General features: G+C 58.3%; 24 protein-coding genes and 1 riboswitch. Of the genes, 21 read left to right on the forward strand and 3 right to left on the reverse strand.

Going from position 1 to position 22,727, the window contains the following annotated elements:
- Positions 1-87 precede the first annotated feature (87 nt).
- Positions 88-774, reverse strand: coding sequence for a FadR/GntR family transcriptional regulator (locus ETC00_RS10310; RefSeq protein WP_171565918.1), 687 nt, complete (start codon positions 772-774; stop codon positions 88-90).
- A gap of 137 nt (positions 775-911) precedes the next feature.
- On the opposite strand from ETC00_RS10310, the gene ETC00_RS10315 reads away from it, so the two are divergent.
- The 9 genes from ETC00_RS10315 to rbsB all read left to right on the forward strand — a co-directional run bounded on the left by ETC00_RS10315 (position 912) and on the right by rbsB (position 9,943).
- A complete protein-coding gene (locus ETC00_RS10315) occupies positions 912-1,646 on the forward strand; it encodes a (Fe-S)-binding protein (protein WP_171565919.1) in 735 nt (244 codons plus the stop codon).
- Entirely contained in the window at positions 1,643-3,139 is a 1,497-nt protein-coding gene (locus tag ETC00_RS10320) for a LutB/LldF family L-lactate oxidation iron-sulfur protein (RefSeq protein ID WP_171565920.1), read from the forward strand. Before ETC00_RS10315 ends, ETC00_RS10320 begins: the two co-directional genes overlap by 4 nt.
- Entirely contained in the window at positions 3,139-3,897 is a 759-nt protein-coding gene (locus tag ETC00_RS10325; protein ID WP_171565921.1) for a LutC/YkgG family protein, read from the forward strand. Before ETC00_RS10320 ends, ETC00_RS10325 begins: the two co-directional genes overlap by 1 nt.
- Before the next feature lie 292 nt (positions 3,898-4,189).
- Positions 4,190-5,194, forward strand: coding sequence for a LacI family DNA-binding transcriptional regulator (locus ETC00_RS10330; protein ID WP_171565922.1), 1,005 nt, complete (start codon positions 4,190-4,192; stop codon positions 5,192-5,194).
- Positions 5,191-6,108, forward strand: coding sequence for a ribokinase (gene rbsK / locus ETC00_RS10335; RefSeq protein ID WP_171565923.1), 918 nt, complete (start codon positions 5,191-5,193; stop codon positions 6,106-6,108). Before ETC00_RS10330 ends, rbsK begins: the two co-directional genes overlap by 4 nt.
- Positions 6,109-6,117: 9 nt before the next feature.
- Positions 6,118-6,513: a D-ribose pyranase gene (gene rbsD, locus ETC00_RS10340; RefSeq protein ID WP_171565924.1), complete on the forward strand. Its 396-nt coding sequence runs from the start codon at positions 6,118-6,120 to the stop codon at positions 6,511-6,513.
- 27 nt (positions 6,514-6,540) lie between these two features.
- Positions 6,541-8,049 carry a sugar ABC transporter ATP-binding protein gene (locus ETC00_RS10345; RefSeq protein WP_171565925.1) on the forward strand — a complete coding sequence of 503 codons (1,509 nt, stop codon included), beginning with the start codon at positions 6,541-6,543 and terminating at the stop codon, positions 8,047-8,049.
- Positions 8,039-8,965 (forward strand): ABC transporter permease, encoded by a 927-nt coding sequence (locus ETC00_RS10350; protein ID WP_230077323.1) that lies wholly within the window; start codon positions 8,039-8,041, stop codon positions 8,963-8,965. Before ETC00_RS10345 ends, ETC00_RS10350 begins: the two co-directional genes overlap by 11 nt.
- A 24-nt stretch (positions 8,966-8,989) precedes the next feature.
- Positions 8,990-9,943, forward strand: a complete 954-nt coding sequence (gene rbsB, locus ETC00_RS10355; RefSeq protein WP_171565927.1) for a ribose ABC transporter substrate-binding protein RbsB — start codon at positions 8,990-8,992, stop codon at positions 9,941-9,943.
- 58 nt (positions 9,944-10,001) lie between these two features.
- On the opposite strand, the gene ETC00_RS10360 is transcribed toward rbsB, so the two are convergent.
- On the reverse strand, positions 10,002-10,547 hold the full coding sequence (locus ETC00_RS10360) for a PadR family transcriptional regulator (RefSeq protein WP_171565928.1): 546 nt from the start codon (positions 10,545-10,547) through the stop codon (positions 10,002-10,004).
- Between the two features lie 215 nt (positions 10,548-10,762).
- On the opposite strand from ETC00_RS10360, the gene ETC00_RS10365 reads away from it, so the two are divergent.
- From ETC00_RS10365 to ETC00_RS10395, 7 genes are all read left to right on the forward strand, one after another.
- Entirely contained in the window at positions 10,763-11,749 is a 987-nt protein-coding gene (locus tag ETC00_RS10365) for an ABC transporter ATP-binding protein (RefSeq protein WP_171565929.1), read from the forward strand.
- Complete coding sequence (locus tag ETC00_RS10370; RefSeq protein ID WP_171565930.1) at positions 11,746-12,597, forward strand: ABC transporter permease; 852 nt, start codon at positions 11,746-11,748, stop codon at positions 12,595-12,597. Before ETC00_RS10365 ends, ETC00_RS10370 begins: the two co-directional genes overlap by 4 nt.
- A complete protein-coding gene (locus tag ETC00_RS10375) occupies positions 12,594-13,385 on the forward strand; it encodes an ABC transporter permease (protein WP_171565932.1) in 792 nt (263 codons plus the stop codon). Before ETC00_RS10370 ends, ETC00_RS10375 begins: the two co-directional genes overlap by 4 nt.
- Positions 13,386-13,427: 42 nt before the next feature.
- Complete coding sequence (locus tag ETC00_RS10380) at positions 13,428-14,483, forward strand: ABC transporter substrate-binding protein (protein ID WP_171565934.1); 1,056 nt, start codon at positions 13,428-13,430, stop codon at positions 14,481-14,483.
- Complete coding sequence (locus ETC00_RS10385; RefSeq protein ID WP_171565936.1) at positions 14,476-14,694, forward strand: hypothetical protein; 219 nt, start codon at positions 14,476-14,478, stop codon at positions 14,692-14,694. The genes ETC00_RS10380 and ETC00_RS10385 overlap by 8 nt, the downstream gene beginning before the upstream one ends.
- Positions 14,695-14,700: 6 nt before the next feature.
- Positions 14,701-15,519, forward strand: coding sequence for an alpha/beta fold hydrolase (locus tag ETC00_RS10390; protein ID WP_171565938.1), 819 nt, complete (start codon positions 14,701-14,703; stop codon positions 15,517-15,519).
- Positions 15,520-15,597: 78 nt separating this feature from the next.
- On the forward strand, positions 15,598-16,278 hold the full coding sequence (locus ETC00_RS10395; RefSeq protein WP_171565940.1) for a hypothetical protein: 681 nt from the start codon (positions 15,598-15,600) through the stop codon (positions 16,276-16,278).
- A 103-nt stretch (positions 16,279-16,381) separates the two neighbouring features.
- Here ETC00_RS10395 and ETC00_RS10400 read toward each other — a convergent pair whose 3' ends face one another.
- On the reverse strand, positions 16,382-17,245 hold the full coding sequence (locus ETC00_RS10400) for a metal-dependent hydrolase (protein WP_171565941.1): 864 nt from the start codon (positions 17,243-17,245) through the stop codon (positions 16,382-16,384).
- Between the two features lie 177 nt (positions 17,246-17,422).
- Between ETC00_RS10400 and ETC00_RS10405 the strand changes: the two genes are divergently transcribed.
- The 5 genes from ETC00_RS10405 (at position 17,423) to ETC00_RS10425 (ending at position 22,659) form a co-directional block, all read left to right on the forward strand.
- On the forward strand, positions 17,423-17,638 hold the full coding sequence (locus ETC00_RS10405) for a hypothetical protein (RefSeq protein WP_171565943.1): 216 nt from the start codon (positions 17,423-17,425) through the stop codon (positions 17,636-17,638).
- Between the two features lie 284 nt (positions 17,639-17,922).
- Positions 17,923-18,993 (forward strand): ribosome small subunit-dependent GTPase A, encoded by a 1,071-nt coding sequence (gene rsgA, locus ETC00_RS10410; RefSeq protein ID WP_171565944.1) that lies wholly within the window; start codon positions 17,923-17,925, stop codon positions 18,991-18,993.
- A gap of 126 nt (positions 18,994-19,119) precedes the next feature.
- Positions 19,120-19,221, forward strand: a riboswitch (purine riboswitch).
- A gap of 209 nt (positions 19,222-19,430) precedes the next feature.
- Positions 19,431-20,021: a xanthine phosphoribosyltransferase gene (locus tag ETC00_RS10415; protein WP_171565946.1), complete on the forward strand. Its 591-nt coding sequence runs from the start codon at positions 19,431-19,433 to the stop codon at positions 20,019-20,021.
- 43 nt (positions 20,022-20,064) lie between these two features.
- A complete protein-coding gene (locus ETC00_RS10420) occupies positions 20,065-21,375 on the forward strand; it encodes a nucleobase:cation symporter-2 family protein (protein ID WP_171565947.1) in 1,311 nt (436 codons plus the stop codon).
- 285 nt (positions 21,376-21,660) lie between these two features.
- The gene (locus ETC00_RS10425) at positions 21,661-22,659 is read left to right on the forward strand and encodes a LacI family DNA-binding transcriptional regulator (protein ID WP_171565949.1); all 999 of its coding nucleotides are present in this window, start codon (positions 21,661-21,663) and stop codon (positions 22,657-22,659) included.
- Positions 22,660-22,727: the final 68 nt, after the last annotated feature.

A 22,727-nucleotide genomic window follows, 5' to 3' on the forward strand; every position in this document is an offset into this window, starting at 1 on the left:
ATTTTGAATCTTTTGATCGGTTGACGCTGCAAAAAAACGGCACGAGCCCCCGCCCGTCCTAAAAAGGCGGAGCCGAGGGCTCGCTGCTCATTTGTTTTCCTTGGTCAAGGGCAGTTCGGATCGCTGCAGGTGTTTGGCCATCAGCTCCATCCCCCGTTTGGCGTCACGATTTTTGATCGCTTCCACCAGCTGTTTGTGCTCCTCGTACAGTTTCATGGCCGACTCGGTATGCAGCCACAGCTTTCGTATGTCCTGCATCGTGCGAAACAGGGAAGAGGAGAAGTTCTCGATCAGCGATTGCAGGATCGGGTTCTGCGTGCTGCGGGCGATGGCCAGGTGGAAGTTGACGTCGTAGAGGTGGCTGATCTCTTCGTTGCCCAGCGCTTCTTTCATCTGCTTGAGAATCCGCTCCAGCTCTTCGATGTTTTCGTCCGTGCGGTTGTATGCGGCCAGTTCCACACAACCGATCTCCAGAATCTTGCGCACCTGCATGATCTGCAGCAGTTCCACCTGCGGGTTGTTCAACTGCAGCATGGTTTCCGCTGATTGGAACGGGGCGCTTTTGACAAACGTCCCGCCGCCCTGCCGCGACTCGATCAGCCCCAGGGCCTTGAGGTGGCTCAACGCCTCACGGATGGTGGAGCGGCTGACGTGATACTGCTTGGCCAGATTTTCTATCGTATCCAGTTTGTCACCAGGCTTGAGCAGGCCGGATTCAATGATTCGCTGCAACTCTTCGGCGATAATTTCATAGCTTTTTTTATGCAGAAACATCCGGTTACCTCCATGGCAGTGATAATTCCACTCTACACTTTTTTCCTGAATTATGATAGTCTGGTGTAAATTCATCAGATAACCTGACATATTTTTGGTCAGGCATACCCAAGCGACGAACTGGAGGAGAAGCATGGATGAACGTCTCGCTCTTTGTCACCTGTTTGTCTGATGCCGTCTATCCCCGCGTGGGAGAAGCGGTGGCCCGCCTGTGCGCCAGGTACGGCATCCGGCTCCGCTTTCCCGACGGGCAGACCTGCTGCGGCCAACCCGCGTTCAACAGCGGGTACTGGGATGCGGCCCGAGACGCGGCCAAGACCATCATCGACGCGTTTGCTGAAAGCGATTTCGTGATTGCCCCGTCCGGCTCCTGTGTGGGAATGATTCACCATCACTATCCCGCGCTGTTTCAAGACGACCCGGTCTATTTGCAAAAGGCGGAATCGCTGATCGAAAAGACCTATGAATTTTCGCAGTTTTTCGTCAATGTTTTGGGGGTGACCGATCTGGGGGCGACCTTTCCGCACACGGTCACGTATCATCCGTCCTGTCATGCCAGCCGGCTGCTCGGCGTCAAGGACGAACCGCTGTCCCTCTTGTCCAATGTAGCCGGGCTTCGACTCGTTCCGCTGCCCTATGCCGAAGACTGCTGCGGATTCGGCGGGACGTTTTCGGTCAAGCTCCCCGACATTTCTCTGGCGATGGCGGCGGAAAAAGCGGAGCACGTGCTGGAGACGGAGGCGGAGGTCCTGGTCGGAACGGACATGGGCTGCCTGATGAACATCGGGGGCCGCTTGATGCACGAAGGCAAACAGGTGCGGGTGATGCACCTGGCGGAACTCTTGTACGAAGGGGTGAACAGCAGACGATGAGCGGACATCATACGGCTGATACCTTGGAGCAGCGGGCGAAAATCGCCCTGCGCGACCAGTTTTTGCGAAATGCCGTCAAGTTTACCACCAAGAAGCTGCGCACCGGCAAGCAGACAGCGGCGGACGAACTGGGCAACTGGGAAGCCTGGCGCGAACGCGGGCGACAGATCAGACTGCACACGATCGCCCATCTGGATTACTACCTGAGCCAATTTGTCGCCAACCTCAGGGCGGCGGGGGGATACGTTCACTTCGCGGCGGACGCCAGGGAGGCTGTCGACATCACCTTGCGCATCGCCAGGGCGAAACAGGCGAAATCGGTGGTGAAGTCCAAGTCGATGGTGTCTGAAGAACTGCACATCAACCAGGCGCTGGAGGCGAACGGGATCGAGGCGGTGGAGACCGATCTGGGAGAGTACATCATCCAGTTGGCCGGGGAAACGCCGTCCCACATCATTATTCCCGCGATCCACAAGAACAAAAGCCAGGTGGCGCAGCTGTTTTCCCAGGTGGCGGGAACCGATCTCCCGGCGGAAACGGCGATTCTTGCCGGATTTGCCCGCACCAAGCTGAGGGAGAAGTTTCTCGCCGCCGACATCGGCATGACCGGCTGCAACTTTGCGATTGCTGAAAGCGGTTCGATTGTGCTTTTTTCCAACGAAGGAAACGGCAGAATGGTCAGCACGGTGCCCAAGACGCAGATCACCTTCATGGGGATGGAGCGAATCATCCCCTCCTGGGAAGATCTCGAAGTGATGGCGACGCTGCTGCCCCGTTCCGCCACCGGCCAGAAGCTGACCGTGTACATGTCGGCGATTACCGGTCCGCGGCGCAGCGGAGACGGCGACGGGCCGGAAGAGCTGCACGTCATCATCATTGACAACGGGAGGTCCCGCCAACTGGGCGACCCGGAGTTTCAGGAAGTACTCAACTGCATACGCTGCGGTGCCTGCCTCAACGCCTGCCCGGTCTACCGGCACGTGGGCGGCCACGCGTACGGCTGGGTGTACAGCGGGCCGATCGGCGCCGTGCTCACGCCTCTGCTGAATGAAGACCGGACCAAGTGGGGAGAGGTGGCGAACGCTTCCAGTCTTTGCGGCGCCTGCTATGAAGCGTGTCCGGTCAAAATCCCCCTGCACGACATGCTGGTCTACATCCGCAGGAGAAATGTGGAGAGCGGACTGACCGCACCTGCGGAGAGGCTGGGGATGAAGGTGTTTCGACTGGCTGCCTCCAGTCGCCACGCGTTTCGGCGAACGATCAAGCTGGGGAGGATCGGACAGGCCGCGCTGCTGCGAAACGGCGTGATCCGCGCCAAGTGGGGCCCGTTCAAGGGATGGAACGCGGGGCGGGTGCTGCCGGGTTTGGCCGGGCAGTCTTTCCGCGAGCGCTGGTCCGCCCTGGAACAGGAGCTGCGTGATGACAGCACGGAGATGAGCGACGAGATTCGAAAACGGCTGCAGGATCAGCTCGAGCAAAGGAGGAAACGCTGATGAACCGCACTCTATCCCCAACCGGCCATGAGGAAATTGATCGGCTGCATCGCGAATCTCTGGAAAAGGAACAGGCATTCTTCGCGCGGATTGCAGAACGCCTGGGACGGCCGCAGCTCACCAAGCCGCCGCAGCGCACGGTAAAGGGAGCGCCCGATTTTTGGAACGATTATGCGCTGGACAGGGAGGACAACGTGGAGTTGTTCATCAAAAACTGGAAGAGTCTGGGTGGAGTTGCCAGGCGTTTTGCAGACACGGCCGCTCTCGGTCAATTTCTCGAAACGTTTGCCGCCGAGACAGGCGTGAAGCAGGTGATCCGTGCCGATCATCCGCTGCTGGAAGAGCTGCGGGTGGACGTCCGCATGAAACCGGCCGAGGTTCACGTCTGGAAAAAGGAGTCGGGCGAAAACGGCGGGCGTTCGCGCCTGTTGGAAAAGGCAGCCGACGCCGACCTGGGAATCGCCGTCGTCGACTTTGCCATTGCTCACACCGGTTCGGTGGTGATCGCCTCCGGGCCGTCTCAGGGCCGCTTGATCAGCCTGCTGCCCACTGCGTTCATGGGCATTGTGAAGGCATCCGCGATCAAGACGAAAATGGGCGAGGTGCTGCGCGAGATCGCCGCATGGAGCGGGAGCGGGCTGCCGGCGGGCATTCACTTTATCACAGGCCCCAGCCGTTCGGCCGACATCGAGAACGACCTGACGATCGGCGTGCACGGACCGGGGATCGTCTACGCATTGGTCCTCGACGACGAATAGTTAGGTATAAGTGTGGTCAGTAAACAAAAGCGGGTGTCTTCAACGGACGCCCGCTTTTGCGTTGGGGAAGCGGACAGGCGATAAAAAGCATTGTCGCCGCTGCGTGAACGACGGCCGCATCGTCTTGGTCCGGACTGGGCGCGTCAGAAAAGTGTTGACATCCTCGGATGCACAGGCGTATATTGAAAGCGTATACATGAAACCGGTTACATATGGTTGGATACTCCGATCATTCATTTTTTTCCAATCATGTGTAACCGGTTACAGATCAGATGACGACGGTGAAGCAGACATGGCGACGATTCGCGATGTAGCCAGACTGGCGGGCGTTTCCGTGGCGACAGTGTCCCGGGTGCTCAACCAAAACGGCTACGTGAACAAGGAAACGGAACAAAAAGTGCGCAGAGCGATTGAGCAGCTCAGGTACGAACCGAATGCGGTGGCGCGGGGCTTGGCCGGCAAACAGACAGGCACGATTGCCCTGATACTGCCCGACATCACCAACCCGTTTTTTCCCGAGATGGCCCGCGGCGTGGAGGACGCGGCACAGGCGCAGGGGTACACGGTGATTCTGTGCAACTCCGACGACCAGGGACAAAAGGAAAAGTCATACATCGAAATGCTCCGCAAAAAGTACATCGACGGCATCATTTTCGCCTCCAACACCCTGGGGCAGGAAGACGTGGAGCAGATGCGGAGCAACAACATTCCGCTGGTCGTGCTCGACCGGGCGCCCACTCGGCAGTTGTGCAGCGTGATCCGTTCACAAAACTACGAAGGGGCCAAACTGGCGGTCCGCCACCTGCTGGACGTGGGGTGCCGGAAAATCGCCCACATCTACGGCCCGCAGGAGCTGATCACGGCGAAAAAACGGCTGCTCGGCTACGAGGAGACGGTGATGCACTTCCCCTGGTACACGCCCAGCCTGATGGTGCCCGGCCACTTCCGCGTGGATGGCGGATTTGATGCCGTCAAGGAGCTGTTGAAGCGGCACCCGGACGTGGACGGCATTTTCTGCGGCAACGATCTGATGGCGGTCGGCGCGTTAAAAGCGCTGTACCAATTGGGCGTAAGAGTGCCGGAGGACGTGGCGCTGATCGGTTTTGACGGGATCGGGTTGACTGAACTGACCCAGCCGGAGCTGTCCACGGTGGCCCAGCCCATTTACGAGATGGGAGTGCTTGCGGCCAAAGTCTTGATGGAAACGATTGAGACCGGCGTGATGGAGCCAAGGCTGTACGAGCTGGAGGTCACCCTCGTTGCGCGGGAATCCACGAAAAGGAGAGCGGAAGCATGAACAAGATCCCTTCGATTGTCGTAATCGGCAGTTTGAACATCGACATCGTGGTGGAAGCGGACCGGCCGCCTCAAATGGGCGAAACGGTGTCCGGCAGCCAGGTGCATTTCATTCCCGGAGGCAAAGGTTCCAACCAGGCGGTGGCCGCTGCCCGGCTGGGAGCGCGAACAGCGATGATCGGGGCTGTCGGAGGCGATCCGTTTGGCACGGAACTGCTGCAATCGCTGCAGCGTGAAGGCATCGACACAAGCGCAGTCAAAACCGTAAGCGGGACGCACACCGGCGTTGCCTCAATCCTGCTGTCGCAAGGAGACAACCAGATTATCGTCGTCGCCGGGGCAAACGGTCACTGCACTCCGGCTGACATCGACCGGCACCAGGAGCTTGTCAGACAGGCGGACGCGGTGCTCCTGCAGTTGGAAATTCCGCTGGAGACGGTCCAGTACGCGGCGCAGACGGCCAAGCGGCTCGGCAAGGCGGTCGTGCTCAACCCGGCTCCGGCCCGGCCGCTGCCCGACGACCTGCTCTCCCATGTGGATGTGCTGATTCCGAATGAAACGGAGCTGTACCTTTTGGCGGAAGCGGACGAACGCACCGAGCTGGTCGATGCGATGCGCCGTCTGCAGGACAAAGGGGTGCGGACCATCGTCACCACGCTCGGCGCCAAGGGTGCGGCGTATCTGACAGAAGACGGAGCGTTTGGCCGCGTTCCCGGCCACAAGGTAGACGTGGTGGATACGACAGGAGCAGGCGATGCGTTCAACGCCGGATTTGCCTTTGCGCTTGCAACAGGCGAGACAGTGCCTGCGGCGGTGGCGTTTGCCGTCAAGGTGGGGGCGCTGGCCGTCACCAGGCTGGGGGCGCACGCCGGAATGCCGACGCTTGCACAGGTGCAGGAATTTGCCGCAGAGTAGGAGGACGCCATGAAAAAACAGGGGATACTCAACAGTGAATTGTCGGCGCTGATCAGCAGACTGGGACACACGGACCGGATCGTCATTTGCGATGCCGGCCTGCCGATTCCCGAATTCGTTCCGCGCATTGATCTGGCTGTGTTGCCGGGACTGCCGTCGTTCTTTGACGTGCTGCAGGCGGTCCTGATCGAGATGCAGGTGGAGCGGGTGATCTACGCGGAGGAATGGCAGCGGGTCAACCCGCAGGCCGTCCGGCGGCTGGAAGCGGAACTGCCCGGCGCCGAACGGGACATCGTCAGCCACGAAATGTTCAAGCAGCTGACCAGGGAAGCCCGGGCGGTGATCCGTACGGGTGAGTGCACGCCGTACGCCAACGTGATCCTGCAGGCAGGCGTCATCTTCTAAAGCGCGAGGCGAAGGGAGGGAGAGCGCATGAGTGACTACTTGTTGGAGATGAAGGAGATCAGCAAGTCGTTCCCCGGGGTAAAGGTGCTGGACGGGGTGATGCTCAACCTGAAGCGCGGCGAAGTGCTTGCGCTGATGGGCGAAAACGGGGCGGGCAAATCCACCCTGATGAAAATTCTCGGCGGCATCTACCAGCGGGACGGCGGCACGATTGTCGTCAAGGGGCAGACGCAGGAAACGATGACCCCCGACATCGCCGCCAAACGGGGCATCGCCATCATCCACCAGGAGCTGAACCTGATCCCGCACCTGTCCGTCATGGAAAACATCTTTCTCGGCCGCGAGTTTACCTACGGCAAAAGCGGGCTTGTCAACTGGTCCCGGATGCGGACGGAAGCAAAGCGCTGGCTGGAGCAGCTGGCGATCGACCTGGATCCGGCGACGCTGGTGGGCAACCTGTCCGTCGGGCAGCAACAGATGATCGAAATTGCCAAAGCGCTGTCGATGCAGGCGGATATCCTGGTGCTGGACGAACCGACGGCGGCGCTGACCAACCGGGAGATCGACGCCCTCTTTGAGGTGATTGCCGCCCTCAAACAGAAAGGGGTGGGCATGATCTACATTTCCCACCGCATGGAGGAGATTTTCCAGATCAGCGACCGGATCACGGTGCTGCGGGACGGCAAATACGTGGGAACAGTGACGACGGAACAGACCAACCTGGATGAACTGGTAAAAATGATGGTCGGCCGGGAAATCACGGATCGCTTCCCGAAAGTGGAAGTGAAGCCTGGCGAGGAACGGCTTCGCGTGGAGAACCTCACCGTCCGCGGCAAGCTGTCCGGCATCTCCTTTTCCCTGAGAAGCGGTGAGATTGTCGGCGTGGCCGGCTTGATGGGAGCAGGCCGCACCGAGATGGCCAAAGCGCTGTTCGGCGCGGAGAAGATGGACGGCGGCGCCATTTTCGTCGACGGCAAGCAAGTCCGCATCAGCCAGCCGATCGACGCGATCCGGGCGGGCATTGCGCTGGTGACCGAGGACCGAAAAGAGGAGGGGCTGGTGCTGCCGCTCTCGGTGCGGGAAAACATCGCACTGCCCAATCTGGCAAAGCTCTCGTCGCTGGGCGTGATGAACCGGCAGGCGGAGCGGACATTGAGCGAGGAGACGATTCGGCGGCTGTTGATCAAGACATCCGGCGGGGAACAGGCGGCCGGCTCGCTCTCCGGCGGCAATCAGCAAAAAGTGGTGATCGGCAAATGGCTGGCCACCAAACCGAAGATTTTGATTTTGGACGAACCGACCCGAGGGGTCGACATCGGAGCGAAAAAAGAGATTTACGACATCATGAACCGCCTGGCCCAGGAAGGCGTGGCCATCCTGATGATTTCCTCCGAACTGCCGGAGGTGCTGGGGATGAGCGACCGGGTGCTAGTCATGCACGAGGGGCGCATCACCGGATCGTTTTCACGGGCGGAAGCGACACAGGAATTGATCATGCATGCGGCGACGGGAGGGACGAACACCCATGCGGTTTAACCTATTGCAGCGGATGGGCCCGCTCCTCGGGCTGGCCTTGATTGTCATCGTACTGTCCATTATTAGCGACGACTTTTTGACCCTCAGCAACATTTTCAACGTGCTGCGGCAGATCTCCATCAACGCCCTGATCGCGTTCGGGATGACCTTCGTCATCCTGACGGGCGGGATCGACTTGTCCGTTGGCTCCATTCTGGCCCTGTCCAGCGCCATCACGGCCGGCTTGATGACCGGCGGGATGGACACGACGCTGGCCGTCCTGATTGGCCTGATGGCCGGCATGGCGATGGGAGCCGTCAACGGCCTGATCATCGCCAAGGGAAAAGTCGCCCCGTTTATCGCCACGCTGGCGACGATGACCGTGTTTCGCGGACTGACGCTTGTCTATACGGAAGGAAAGCCGATCACCGGCCTGAATCCCGATTTTGCCATGCTGGGGAAAGGCTTTTTCCTGGAGATTCCGATGCCGGTCATCTGGATGGTGCTCTCCTTTGTCGTGCTGTACTTCATTCTGCGTCACACGACGTTTGGGCGTCACGTCTACGCGCTCGGCAGCAACGAGGAAGCGACGAGGCTGTCCGGCATCAGCACGACCCGGGTGAAGGTATGGGTCTACACGATCAGCGGGCTGTTTGCCGCTCTGAGCGGAATTATCCTCGCCTCCCGCCTCAACTCGGCGCAGCCGACGGCGGGGACTGCGTACGAACTGGATGCGATTGCTGCCGTCGTGCTGGGCGGAACCAGTCTGGCCGGCGGACGCGGCTGGATCGTCGGCACCCTGATCGGGGCGATGATCATCGGTGTGTTAGACAACGGTCTCAATCTGCTCAATGTCTCCTCTTTCTACCAGGCGGTGGTCAAAGGGGCAGTCATCCTGGTGGCAGTATTGCTCGACCGGTCTAAATCCAATAAATAATGATCACATAGGGGGAAGGTACACATGAAAAGGTTTTTGAAGTTGGCGTTGGCTTCGTCACTGGTGCTGTCGGTGCTGGCCGGCTGCTCCACGTCGTCCAGTCTGGAAAACAAGGCACCGGATCAGTCGTCCCAAGGTGGCTCCGGTGCTGCGGCAGACGGTACAATCACCATCGGTCTGGCTGTGTCCACGCTGAACAACCCGTTCTTTGTCACGCTCAAGGAAGGGGCGGAAAAGGCGGCAAGCGAGGCCGGCGCAAAGCTGATCGTCGTCGACGCGCAGGATGACACCGCCAAGCAGATCAGCGGCGTGGAAGACCTGATCCAGAAAAAGGTGGACGTCATCCTGATCAACCCAACGGACAGCGCCGCCATCACCACCGCAGTGGAAGCGGCCAATCAGGCCAACATTCCGGTAATCACTGTCGACCGTGCGGCAGAAGGCGGAAACGTCGTCTCCCACATCGCCTCTGACAACGAAAAAGGAGGCAAAATGGCGGGCGAGTTCATTCTGGAGAAGCTGGGCGGCAAGGGCAACATCGTCGAGCTGCAGGGCATCGCCGGCACCTCCGCGGCCCGCGACCGCGGCAAAGGGTTCCACGAAGCCGTTGACAACAAGGACGGTGTAAAAGTGGTGGCTCAGCAGCCGGCTGACTTTGACCGCGCCAAAGGGTTGAGTGTAATGGAAAACATTCTGCAGGGCAACAAGGACATTCAGGCCGTCTTCGCCCACAACGACGAGATGGCGCTGGGCGCACTGCAAGCGATCGAAGCGGCGGGCAAACAGATCCTGGTGGTCGGCTTTGACGCTACCGACGACGCAGTCAAAGCGGTCAACGAGGGCAAAATGGCGGCAACCGTCGCGCAAAAACCGGCTGCAATCGGGGAGACGGCTGTGCAAACGGCAATCAGCGTGGCTAAAGGAGAGAAAGTGGACAGCTTCATCCCGGTTGATCTGGAGCTGGTGACGAAAAAGTAACACCGGAAATGAGCCTCCTGTCTGTACGGCGGGAGGTTTTTTTGCGCATGGATTGGATTTAAGGCCGGGAGTTGTCCAACAGGTCCATCACCCAGCGGCACCACTCCATTTCCTCGCGCATGCTGCTGATGGCGCGGCGGATCAGAATGTATTCGCCAAAGGAGGGAGTGCGGGGGTCTTGCGGCAGGCCGTCGCAGGCCTTCTCCAGCTCTTGTAAAAAGGTCTCAAACATCTGCAGCTGCTCCCGGCAGTACGCTTCCCGCTCGGCAAACAGGTTGCGGGCCGACTCAGTATCTGTCAACCACAGGCAGTACGACTTGAGAAACAGCTCGTCGCGAAACACCGGCTCCGAAGTCGGTTCCGCCAGCCACTCCCGCAAAGCCTCGCGTCCCTTTTCGGTAATCGAATACACTTTTTTGTCCGGCCGGTCTATCTGGTGTACGCGGGTAAATTCCACATACCCCTCCTGCTCCATTTTGGCCAGCAGGGGGTAAATCTGGCTGTGTTTGGCCTGCCAAAACGGTTGAAGCTGCAGCATCAAGTCATAACCGGAGCTGGGCGTGCGCGCCACCAGCCCGAGCAGTCCGTACGCAAGCGGGTTCACGTTGTAGCCTCCTGTCATCGTTACGTTTGAGACTATTATAGGAAGAGGTGGAAACGTTTTCAACTTGGCGTGTTTGCCCGCCGCCATCGCGCCGAAAACTCGCTCGGAAAAATTTGATCGACAAGACCCTCCACCTGTTTACAAAACGTGTCATCCACGTTATATTTACCTAGATTGGTTATGAGTATTTTGACATATGGTGAGACGATGACCAGATGAAAACGATCATTGCCCTGGAGTCAATTGAAAAGCACTTTTCAGGTTCCGTGGTGATTCCTCCCCTGTCCCTAACCATCGGTGAAGGGGAATTTCTGACGCTGTTGGGGCCGAGCGGCTGCGGCAAAACGACACTGCTGCGCATGATCGCCGGTTTTGAGGAGCCGACAGCCGGGGAGATCTATCTGGACGGGAAGCCGTTGACCAACGTTCCCCCCTACAGGCGCGACATGAACATGGTGTTCCAGCAGTACGCCTTGTTTCCGCACATGACGGTGGAAGAGAACATCCTGTTCGGACTGAAAATGAAGAAAGTGCCTGCTGCGGAACAGCAGCGGCGGCTGGAGGAAGCCCTGCAGTACACGCATCTCGCTGAACTTCGCAAGCGGACGCCGAAACAGCTGTCCGGCGGGCAGCAGCAGCGCGTGGCCATTGCCCGGGCAATCGTCAACAACCCGAAGGTGCTGCTGTTGGACGAGCCATTGGGAGCGCTGGACTATCAACTGCGCAAAAATCTGCAGTTGGAATTAAAGAATTTGCAGAAAAATTTAGGTATTACCTTTGTCTACGTGACGCACGACCAGGAAGAGGCGATGGCGATGTCCGACCGGATTGCAGTCATGAACAAGGGGCGGATCGAGCAGATCGCCACACCGGCCGAGATTTACAACCGACCGCGCACCCTGTTCGTCGCCACGTTCATCGGTGAAAACAACATTTTCCGCAGCGGTGACGCCAACATCGCCGTCCGGCCGGAAAAAATCAGGCTGTATCCGCTTGAAGCGGAGCAGGACAAGCACCGCATGACCGGCCGGATCATTGACATGGTGTTTCTCGGCAACCTGCGCAAGCTGTACATTCGGCTGTACGAGGAGGACATGACTGTGCTTGCCCACCAGTACGCAGGCGACAGCCGCAGCTGGCGGGAGGGCGATCAAGTGGCGATCGGATGGGCACCCGAGGACGAGGTGACGCTCTGGTTATGACCACCAAACGGCTCAAGCTATTGGCGCTGCCGGCCCTGGTGTGGCTGGGGGCGCTCTTCGTCCTGCCGCTATTGATGATCGCTGCCCTTTCCTTTTTGAAACGCGGCACCTACGGCCAGATCGTGTATCAGGGGACGCTGGACAACTACACGCGCATCATTGATCCGCTGTACGGAGACATCTTCCTGGACACGCTGGCCATTTCCGTGCTGACGACGTTTCTCGCGCTCGTCTGCGGCTATCCGCTGGCGTACCACATCTCGCGGATGCGGCGGTCGGCGCAGAAAATCTGGCTGCTGCTGGTCATGATCCCGTTTTGGATCAATTTTCTCGTTCGCTCGTACGCCTGGGTGATCATTTTGCGCTCGCAAGGTGTAATCAACACCGTGCTGCAGTCGCTCGGCCTGATCGACGAACCGCTGCCGCTGTTGTACAACTCCGGCTCGGTGCTGCTGGGGATGGTCTACACCCTGCTGCCGTTCATGGTGCTGCCGATCTACGTCTCGCTGGAGCAGATGGACCGGCGCAAGCTGGAGGCGGCGTACGACCTGGGTGCGACGCCGTGGAAAGCCTTTTGGCACGTCACCTTGCCGCTGAGCAAGACAGGCGTGGTCACCGGTTCCATTCTGGTTTTCGTGTCGTCCATCGGCATGTTCGTCGTGCCTGACGTGATGGGCGGGGCGAAATCGGCCCTGATCGGCAACGTCATCCAGAACCAGTTCCTCTCCGCACGCGACTGGCCGTTTGGCTCGGCGCTTTCGATCGTTTTGATGCTTTTGTCGATGCTGTTGATCTTCCTTTACTACCGTGCCACCAAAGCGGCCGGGCCAAAGGAGGGAGCAGCATGAGCAGCTGGCGGCGCCGAGCACTATCCGGTTATTCCTGGGCGATGCTGGTCTTTTTGTACCTGCCGATCGCCGTTTTGATGCTGTATTCGTTCAACCAGTCGCGCATCAATGCCGTCTGGAGCGGGTTTACGTGGAAATGGTACGTTTCCTTGTTTGAAAACCGGCAGGTGATGGAAGCATTGGGCAACAGCTTGTCCATCGCGCTGATCAGCAGTGTGCTGGCCACGCTCTTGGGGACGGCGGCGGCACTGGCGTTAAAGCATTTCTCGCTTCGCTGGCGCAGCATCGTTCAATCCCTGATCTACCTGCCGATCGTCATCCCGGAAATCATGATGGGGCTGTCGCTGCTGGTGCTGTTCAGCCAACTGCACATCGAGCTGGGCAAAGCGACGCTGGTGATGGCGCATGTCACCTTCAGCATGCCGTTTGTGATGGTCATCATCATGGCGCGGCTGGCCGACATGGGCAGCGAACTGGAAGAGGCGGCCCAGGATTTGGGTGCCACTCCCTGGGAGACGCTGCGCCATGTGACGCTGCCGCTGATCTCGCCCAGCATTCTCGCCGGGCTGCTGATGTCCTTTACGCTCTCGCTGGACGACTTCATTATTTCGTTCTTTGTCGCCGGGCCCAACTCGACGACGCTGCCGCTGTACATCTACGGCCTGGTTAAACGCGGCGTGTCTCCGGAGGTAAACGCGCTCTCCACGCTGATGATCGCCTGCACGGTGCTGCTGGTGGTCATCGCCGAGCTTCTCCGGCGCAAGGACTCCAAATCGATCACGTTGTAACCAGGACACAAACAACCGTTTACGGGAGGTTGAACTCGTCACATGAAAGTGCTGAAGTCCCTGTTGATCGGCGCGATGTCCGCCGCCCTCGCCTTTTCCGCCGTCGGCTGCTCCTCTTCCGAGCAAGAGGAGCAGGTGCTGAACATCTACAGTTGGGCTGACAACTTTAACCCGGATGTGATCAAGGAGTTTGAGCAGACGTACAACGTCAAGGTAAACTACGACGTGTACGGCAGCAACGAAGAAATGCTGGCCAAAATCCAGGCGGGCGCTTCCGGTTACGACCTGATCCAGCCGTCCGACTACATGGTGGGAACGTTGATCCAGCTCGGCTTGCTGGAAGAGCTGAACAAGGAGAACATCCCCAACCTGAAGAACATCGTCTCCACGTTCCAGACGCCGCCGTTTGACCCGGGCAACAAGTATTCGATCGTGTATACCTGGGGCATTACGGGGATCGCCTACAACAAAAAGTACGTAAAAGAGCCGATCACCAGCTGGCAGGACCTGTGGAACCCTGCGTACAAGGGACGTGTGATCCTGCTGAACGACCCGCGCGAAGTCATGGGCATGGCGCTGATCAAAAACGGCTTCTCCAACAGCACCAAGGACAAGGGCGAACTGGAGAAGGCGTTTGCGGATCTGAAGGGCCTTTTGCCCAGTGTGATCGCGTTTGACACGGACAACATCAAGCAGAAAATGATCGCCGAAGAAGCGTGGATTGGCACCGTCTGGTCCGGTGACGCGTCGTTTATCAACGCGCAAAACCAGGATGTCGCGTACGTCATCCCGAAAGAAGGGGCCACAATCTGGGCGGACACGCTGGCCATTCCCAAAGGAGCCAAGCACAAGGAACTGGCGGAGAAGTTTATCAACTACCTGATGGACCCGCAGGTCAGCGTGAAAAACTACGAGTTCATCGGCTACAGCAACCCGAACGAAAAGGCGTACCCGCTGCACAGCGAAGCGTACCGCTCCAACAAGATGATCTTCCTGGACAAAGCGGACATCGACCGGGCCGAATGGCTCGTCGACGTGGGCGACACGCTGCAGGAGTACGACCGGTACTGGACCGAACTGAAGAGCGGCCGTGAATAAGCGCAAGTCCCGTTTCACCGCACATGTGGCGGCGGCGGGACGCGTGCATCCGGCCCGGCAGCGGGGACATCTCCCGTGTGTCGGGCCGTTGTTTTTTTTCGGCGCACATCGCAATCCGCTCGTGACGTCCGGAATCTCCGGGGAGGTGCGCGTGTTGTTTGAATTGTCTGGACACATCCGGGTGATGTGTGCAATAGTGGTGGCGGGGTGATAAAAAATGGAAATCGATCTCGTAACGCAATCCGGATGGATCGAAGCGAACGGCACCCGCTTCTACTACGAAGCACAGGGAACGGGAGAGCCGCTGCTGCTGATTCACGGACTCAATCTGGACACGCGCATGTGGGAGAGACAGGCGGCGGTGTTTGCCCAAACCTATCGCGTCATCCGCTTTGATCTGCGCGGCATGGGCCGGACGCCCATCGGGGAGGGGCCCTACACGCTGTACGGGGATACCCGCGCCGTGCTGGAAGGATTGGGTGTGGAACGGGCCCATGTTGTCGGCTTGTCATTCGGCGGGATGGTGGCCCAGGAGTTTGCCCTGGCCTGGCCGGAGATGGTGAAGCGGCTCGTACTCGTCTCGTCCGGTCTGCTCGGCCATCCGCGATCGGAACGGCGGCAGCGGGATGCAGGCCGCATAGCAGAGCTGATTGAATCAGGCAGCCGGGAAGAGGCAGTGGAGCTGGCGGCGCGGATGTGGTTTGACGGGCCGGATCAGCCGGTCAACACAGAGGCGGGAGAAGCAAGGGAGAGCTTTCGGCTGATGACCGCGCATGCCTACTCGCTGCCGCCGGTGACCCAAATGCCCGCGTGGCTGTCACCGCTGCCGAAAGACCGGCTGGAAGAGATCAAGGTACCGACGCTGGTAATTGCCGGTGCCAGAGACTACGAGGACTTTTTGCAGATCGCCGACGAGCTGGCGGCACGCATATCCGGCGCGGAAAAAGCAGTGCTGGAGGCGTCGGCTCACATACCGCCGATGGACCAGCCGGAGGCGTTTAACCGGCTGGTGCTCGACTTCCTGGGGCGGAAGTGAAGGGAAGCAGAAAAACGAAGGCTGTACTTATCCGCAAGATGGGCTTGCAAAGACAGCTAAGGAGGCAAAAAGACTCTAGTGAAGAAATGGCTGCTGCTTGTTGTGACAGCTGTTGTCCTGATCGGCTGTACGTCATCGAACAGCGAGCAAGGGGAACGAATACAACCTGTTCAATTAGAAGAGGGGGATGCAACCAACATCCCCGATTGGTTGTTCGATTCATTCAGACAAAAGTTTAGTCAACCAGATGAAATCAAGAAAGAAAGCATTACGCTTGTGTATCTTCGGATGGATCGAAAAAACAGGGCACCCGAAATAGCCGCCTTCCTGACAACGAGCCATATGGAAGGCTGGTTTGTCCTGTATGCGGAAGAAAACGGCGCATACAGAGAGGTGTATGCCAAGGGTGAGCCAGTATATGGTCTGCAGGTTCACGGTGCCGTTGATCACATGATTTCATTTGTATCCGGGCTTGGCGGTTCCGGCGTACAGAAAAACAATTACCATCTCATCAAATACACAAAGCAGGGTTACAAAGAAGTGTGGAATGGCGTAGCTTATGATGTGTTGGCGAACGGCCCCCCGCCGTTACACAAGAAGTTTGGCACGTTTTTTATCGATGAACATACAGGCACCCTGTATTACAAGCAGACTGCCTACAACTATAACGAGGACTTCGAACACGTAAGTTCGACCAAAGAAACTTCACAAGTCTATCACTATGATGAAGAGAAGGACGTTTTCATCCCCTCTTCCTGATACCAGACGGACTGCTTCGCTCGCCGCGCGTTTCGCGAGTCAGCCGACATTCCGGCCGCTGTGCCGCTGACGCGGCGAGCACACAGTCGTGATCGTGTGCTGATTACTTGTCGATGTACTCGTACAAAAACGACTCGCCCCGGTCGCCAAAACGCGGATCGAAGACGGCCAGACGCTCAGGCGTGTCAACGACGACGACCATCGGCGCCCACTGATAGAGCGTGCGGGCAGCCGGATTTTGCTCGAACAGCGGCGTCAGATCGGCCTGCTCGGCGGTGGTGAGGCGCTGAAGCAGCACCGGCTCCGACCAGACGGAGGCGCGGTGAATGTCCACAGTGGTTCCCTGTTTGCTGATCACCTTGTACGAACCAGGCACAAAGTCGGCGGCCAGCACGACCTGCTCGTACCGGTCTGCAAACGAATGCTTGACGATCTGGCCCTGCACCGTCTGGCTGGCGATCTCCAGCACCAGTAGGCAGGCAACGGCGCGAAAGACGAGATGGCGCGGCCATTTGCCGAAACGGCTGAGGAGATAGCCGGCGAGCATGATCGCCCACATGACCAGATCGATAATCGGGACGGTGCCGATGGAGACGCGCTGCTGGGAAAACGGCTCCCAGTAGCCGGTGCCCCACGGATTGAAAATGTCGGTGGTGATGTGGACAAAGAGGGCGAGCATGGCGAGCGGGAAAATGCGCTTGTCAGCCACCCGCCACCACCATCGGGCGATGCCGGTCAAAAGCGCCGCCCACACCGGCACGAGCAGGACCGAGTGGGTAATGCCGCGATGCCACATCAGGTATTGGCCGCCTGTATCCCACAATTGGGAGACGACGTCGATGTCGGGCAGTTCGCTTCCGGCAAGCGAGGTGAACAAGAGCGCCCGCTTTTCCGCTTTGGACAGGTGTTCAGTGCGAATCGACCTGTAGAGAACTGCGCCGATAAGCGCGTGTGTGACCGTATCCATGGATAAGAAACCCCTCCCACTGCACAGCATGTAAGGTAAGCGTACCACAGAATTATCCAGGCAAACAGCGGGGGGACGTACGGCCGCTTTTCCTGGGCATTCGGCCTGCCTGACTGCAAGACCGCTGCATGAATAATGAAATGGCAATCAAAAATTGCAAATGCTGGGGGGAGAAAGATGAAAGCAATCATCATCGGTGCCGTATTATTGATCCTCCTGCTGCTGGTGCTCGTGTCGGCCGTCAAAAGGGCGGGCACTGGTCGATCCTCCGCGTACGGCAGTGACAGTTCGTCGTCCGGACCGTTTTACATCGACAGCGACGGTAAAGACCACAAGTCCGACGGCATCTGGGGAGACGGCGGAGGAGGAAGCGACGGTGGAGGCGGCGACTGACGTCGTCGCGTCAGGCAGAAAATCCGGGGCATCCCGTACTGTTGCTCCCCATAAAACCGTGGTACAATTAGCGGTAACCACATGCATTGACCGGTTCGCCGGTCTGAAAGGAGAGATGTCACGATGGTAAAAACGCAGATTGTCGAGATTGTTCAAGGTGATGTAGTCACGGGAATCCTCCTTTCAGCCGGACGCTAACCGTATTTTTTGCCAGAGGATTCCCTGTGACGGGTTGTTGTCCTGTTGACTGGACCAGACAATACCTTTGCAGGAGGAATCCGTAAGTGAACAACAATTTGCAGGCATGGGGCTGGAACGACCATTTCGCAGCCCATTTCGCTCCGTTTGCGGAGCAGGATGTATGTGTGGGACGCATTGTCCTGGAACACAAACGATTGTATCGCGTGATGACGGAACACGGCGAACTCCTGGGGGAAGTGACGGGTAAGTTCCGTTTTACGGCCTCCGGACGGGAAGACTACCCGGCGGTGGGGGATTGGGTGGTCATCACTTCCCGCGTCGAAGAGAAGCGGGCCTCCATCCACGCCGTGCTCCCGCGCACGAGCAAGTTTTCCCGCAGGGCGGCGGGCGAAACAGTGGAGGAGCAGATCGTCGCCGCCAACGTGGATACCGTGTTTCTCGTCAACGCGTTGAACAACGATTTTAACCTGCGCCGGATCGAGCGCTATCTGATCCTGGCGTGGGAAAGCGGGGCCAACCCGGTCATCGTGTTGAGCAAGGCCGATTTGTGCGAGGATGTGGAGCGCAAGGTGGCCGAAGTGGAGTCGGTCGCCATCGGAGTGCCGATCCACGCGATCAGCGCTGAACGGGGCGAGGGGCTGGACAGCCTGGCTCCGTACCTGAGGGAGGGGCAGACCGTCGCGCTGCTGGGCTCCTCCGGGGTGGGCAAATCGACGCTCATCAATCGGCTGGCCGGCATGGATCTTCAGCGGGTCAGCGGCGTGCGCAGCAAAGACGACCGCGGCCGGCACACCACGACGCACCGCGAGCTGTTCCGGCTGCCCTCAGGCGGCCTGATGATCGACACGCCTGGCATGCGGGAACTGCAGTTGTGGGAGGCGGATGACGGGTTTCGCGACGCCTTTGACGACATTGAAACACTGGCGGAAGCCTGCCGCTTTCGCGACTGCAGTCACGAAAGGGAGCCCGGCTGTGCGGTCCAGGCGGCGTTGGCCGACGGCTCGCTGCAGCGGGCCCGCTTTGACAGCTATCGGAAACTGCAGCGGGAACTGGCCCATCTGGCCCGCAAGGATGACGCCAGATTGCAGGCGGCCGAAAAAAACAAGTGGAAGAAAATCACGATGGCCATGCGCCACGCTAAGCCCAAGCGGTAGGCGGCCTGCTGTTCCATCCTGCCGAACCCTCCCATTGCGCGAGGGTTCGCGCTTTTTTTTTTGACTTGATTGCGGCAAAATTACGCTTGCCCCGCCGACAGGTAGTGTGGTAGATTTGTCTGTATCAACCGAACATCGACACAAGCTCGTATAATTTTGGGAATATGGCCCATAAGTTTCTACCAGGTGACCGTAAATCGCCTGACTACGAGTGAAAGAGCGCCTAGGGTTCCGTTTTGACCGCCGGTCCGTATCGCGGCCGTCCGGCAAAAGCCCGGTCCGAGCGGCGCTGGCACATCTTTCGTGCTACACCTGAGGGAAAAAAGCCCAGAGGGACAGGTTTCACTTGGAGTTGGTCTGCCTGCCAGCCGGTGAACTGTCCGCTCTGGGTTTTCTTGTTTTTGTGGCAGTGCAGCCGATAGGAGGAGGAAAACAACGTGAAAGAATTAAAGGAGCGAATCGTCCGGGACGGCAAGGTGTTGTCCGAGACGGTGCTGAAGGTGGATGCGTTTTTGAATCATCAGGTGGACCCGCAGTTGACGATGAAGATCGGCCAAGCCTTTGCCGAGCTCTTCCGCGATGAGCGGGTCAGCAGGGTGCTGACGGTGGAAGCGAGCGGCATTCACTTTGCGATGGCCACGGCATACGCGCTGGGCGTGCCGTTTGTCTATGCGAAAAAGAAAAAAGCCGTCACCTTGAGCGACGAGGTGTATTCGGTGCCGGTCCAATCCTTCACCCGCCAGGAGACGTACCAAATCAGCATCGCCAAACAGTACCTGTCGTCTCATGACCGGGTCTTGATCGTCGACGATTTTCTCGCCACCGGAGCGGCGCTGGTAGGTTTGGCTACGATCGTAAAGGAAGCGGGGGCGCACCTCGTCGGCGTCGGCGCGGTGATCGAAAAAAGCTTCCAGGAAGGGCGCGGTCTGTTGGAGCAGATGGGCGTTCGCGTCGAGTCGCTGGCCCGCATCCAATCGATGCAGCCGGGTGACATCCAGTTTATCGAGCCTGTGTCTGCTCGCGTCTAGTCGGGTACGCGGGGAATCCCATTCACAAGAGAGGAGAACACTCATGCTGTCCAAACAAAAACTGCTGACGCTGGGCATGCAGCACGTATTGGCCATGTACGCGGGGGCAGTCATCGTCCCGCTGATTATTGGCGGCGCGCTGAAACTGACTCCCACTCAGATTGCCTACCTGATCGCAGCCGACTTGTTCACCTGCGGACTGGCCACTCTGCTGCAAGTGATCGGCACACGCTACACCGGGATCAGACTGCCGGTCGTGCTCGGCTGTACGTTCACCGCAGTGGGGCCGATTATCGCCATCGCCTCCGGCAGCAACCTGGCCACCGCCTACGGAGCGATCATCGTCTCCGGTCTGTTTGTCGTGTTGGCCGCACCGCTCTTTGGCAAGCTGCTGCGCTTTTTCCCGAAGGTGGTGCAGGGCTCCGTGGTGACGATTATCGGTCTGTCGCTGATTCCTGTCGCCATGAACAACGCCGCCGGCGGTGCAGGCAGCCCGGATTTTGGCCAACCGCGCAACCTGCTGCTGGCATTTGGCACACTGGTCATCATTTTGCTTATCAATCGTCTGTTTACCGGCTTTATTCGCGCCATCTCGGTGCTGCTCGGCCTGGTGGCCGGAACGGCAGCGGCGTACGTGATGGGCATGGTCAATTTTGACGCCGTAACTGAGGCATCCTGGGTCAACATTGTCCAGCCGTTCTATTTCGGCGTGCCGGAGTTTCACATCGTTGCGATCCTCACCATGATCCTCGTGAACATCATCAGCATGGTGGAATCGACCGGCGTCTATTTTGCCCTCGGCAGAGTGACGGAACAGGACGTCAGCAGCCAGGACGTCGTCAAAGGATTGCGCGGCGAAGGGATTGCGATCATGCTGGGCGGGATTTTCAACGCCTTCCCATACACCGCCTTTTCTCAGAACGTCGGCTTGGTGTCCCTGACGCAAATCAAGACCCGTGACGTAATGGTAGCCGCCGGCGGCATTCTCGTGGTCCTCGGCCTGCTCCCGAAACTGGCCGCGCTGACCACCGTCATCCCCAATCCGGTGCTGGGCGGCGCGATGATCGCCATGTTCGGCATGGTGGTGGCATCCGGGATCAATATCTTGTCGCAAGTCGATCTGCGCCAAAACGAGAACCTGCTGATTGCCGCCTGCAGCATTGCCGTCGGGCTTGGGTCCGCTGCCGTCCCGCAGATGTTTGATCAACTGCCGACGATGGCGAAAATGATTCTGCAAAACGGCATTGTCACCGGTTCGATCACGGCTGTCGTGCTGAACATCATGCTCGTGCACAGCCGGCAAACACAAAAACAATCAACGCCGGTGCATACGGGTACCGTTACAGAGGCGTAGGGAAAAGGAATCCTCCTCCGCCCGTCCACGGACTTTTTACATTAGATGAATAACCTGTTGGACTGTAGTCAAAGAGGGGACTGTGCAGACAGTCCCCTTTGCTTGTAGACAAAGTCCGTGGGGCATGGGTGGTGATAGGGCCCGCTCGCTCTCTTGACGACCAGCCAAGAAGTTGGCAGCGTCCGCGTACTATATCTCCAACGACGTTTGAATATGGACAGATTACCAAACAGGCGGTATACTATTCTCTACCAATGAATACGTATACATTCGAGGTAACGTTCCATGATCTCTTCCAAAGATGTTGCAAAATTGGCGGGGGTGTCCCAAGCCACCGTTTCCCGCGTACTGAACAACGCGAAAAGCGTGAAGCCCGAGACGAGAAAAAAGGTGCTGCAGGCGATGGAAACCCTGCGCTATCAGCCCAATCTCATCGCCAGGAGCCTGGTGACGAACAGCACGAAAACCATCGCCTTGATTTCCGGTACGCTCAAAAACGGCTTTTTCGTGGAAACCACCGACTCCATTATCAACCTGGCGACCAAACACGGCTACAAAACCATGGTGTACTTTGAGGGAGAGGCAAAGCTGAAAGACATTGTGAACACCGTGATGGGAAACAAGGTGGACGGCATCCTGATGTCATCCATCCTGCTGGACGATCCCCTGTTTCACGAGATCGAGCAGTCCGGCATCCCGTACATGTTTTTCAACCGCCGCCCGAGAAACGGTGGGAACTACGTCGTTCTGGACAACACGCGGGCAGGCGAAATGATTACCAAGCATCTGTTGGACCTGGGACATGAAAGGATTGCCTACATTACGGGCGAACCCACGATCTCTACCTTTCTTGAACGGGAAACAGGGTTCAAAAAAGCGATGGAAGAGGCCGGCATCGAGATCGATCCGCAGCTGGTGTTTGTTACGAACACGACGTCAGCCGAGGTGGAAAAAATCACCTGGAGGTTGATGAACCTGGACGAACCGCCCACGGCGATCATCTGTGCGACCGATACCATGGCGTTGGCCTGCATGGATACGATCATGTCGATGGGGCTGTCCATCCCGGATGACGTAAGTCTGGTCGGGATTGATGACATCAAGATTTCCTCCCATCGCGCCATCCAATTGACAAGTATCGGTCATCACAAATTCAAGATGGGGGAGATCGCAGCCGAAAACCTGATCGAGATGATTCAGCAAGGGGAGCGCCCGAAACAGCTGCGACAGATTGTGCTGCAGCCCGAGCTGATTGTTCGCAAGACGACTGCCCGCCGCAAGTAGCCATGGCCGGGACACCTCTTTTTCGATGTTTATGAATACGTATTCATAGGGGCGATTCAAGAAAGAAT

It is taken from the genome of Brevibacillus sp. MCWH (assembly GCF_013096935.1).
Taxonomy (GTDB): domain Bacteria; phylum Bacillota; class Bacilli; order Brevibacillales; family Brevibacillaceae; genus Brevibacillus; species Brevibacillus aydinogluensis.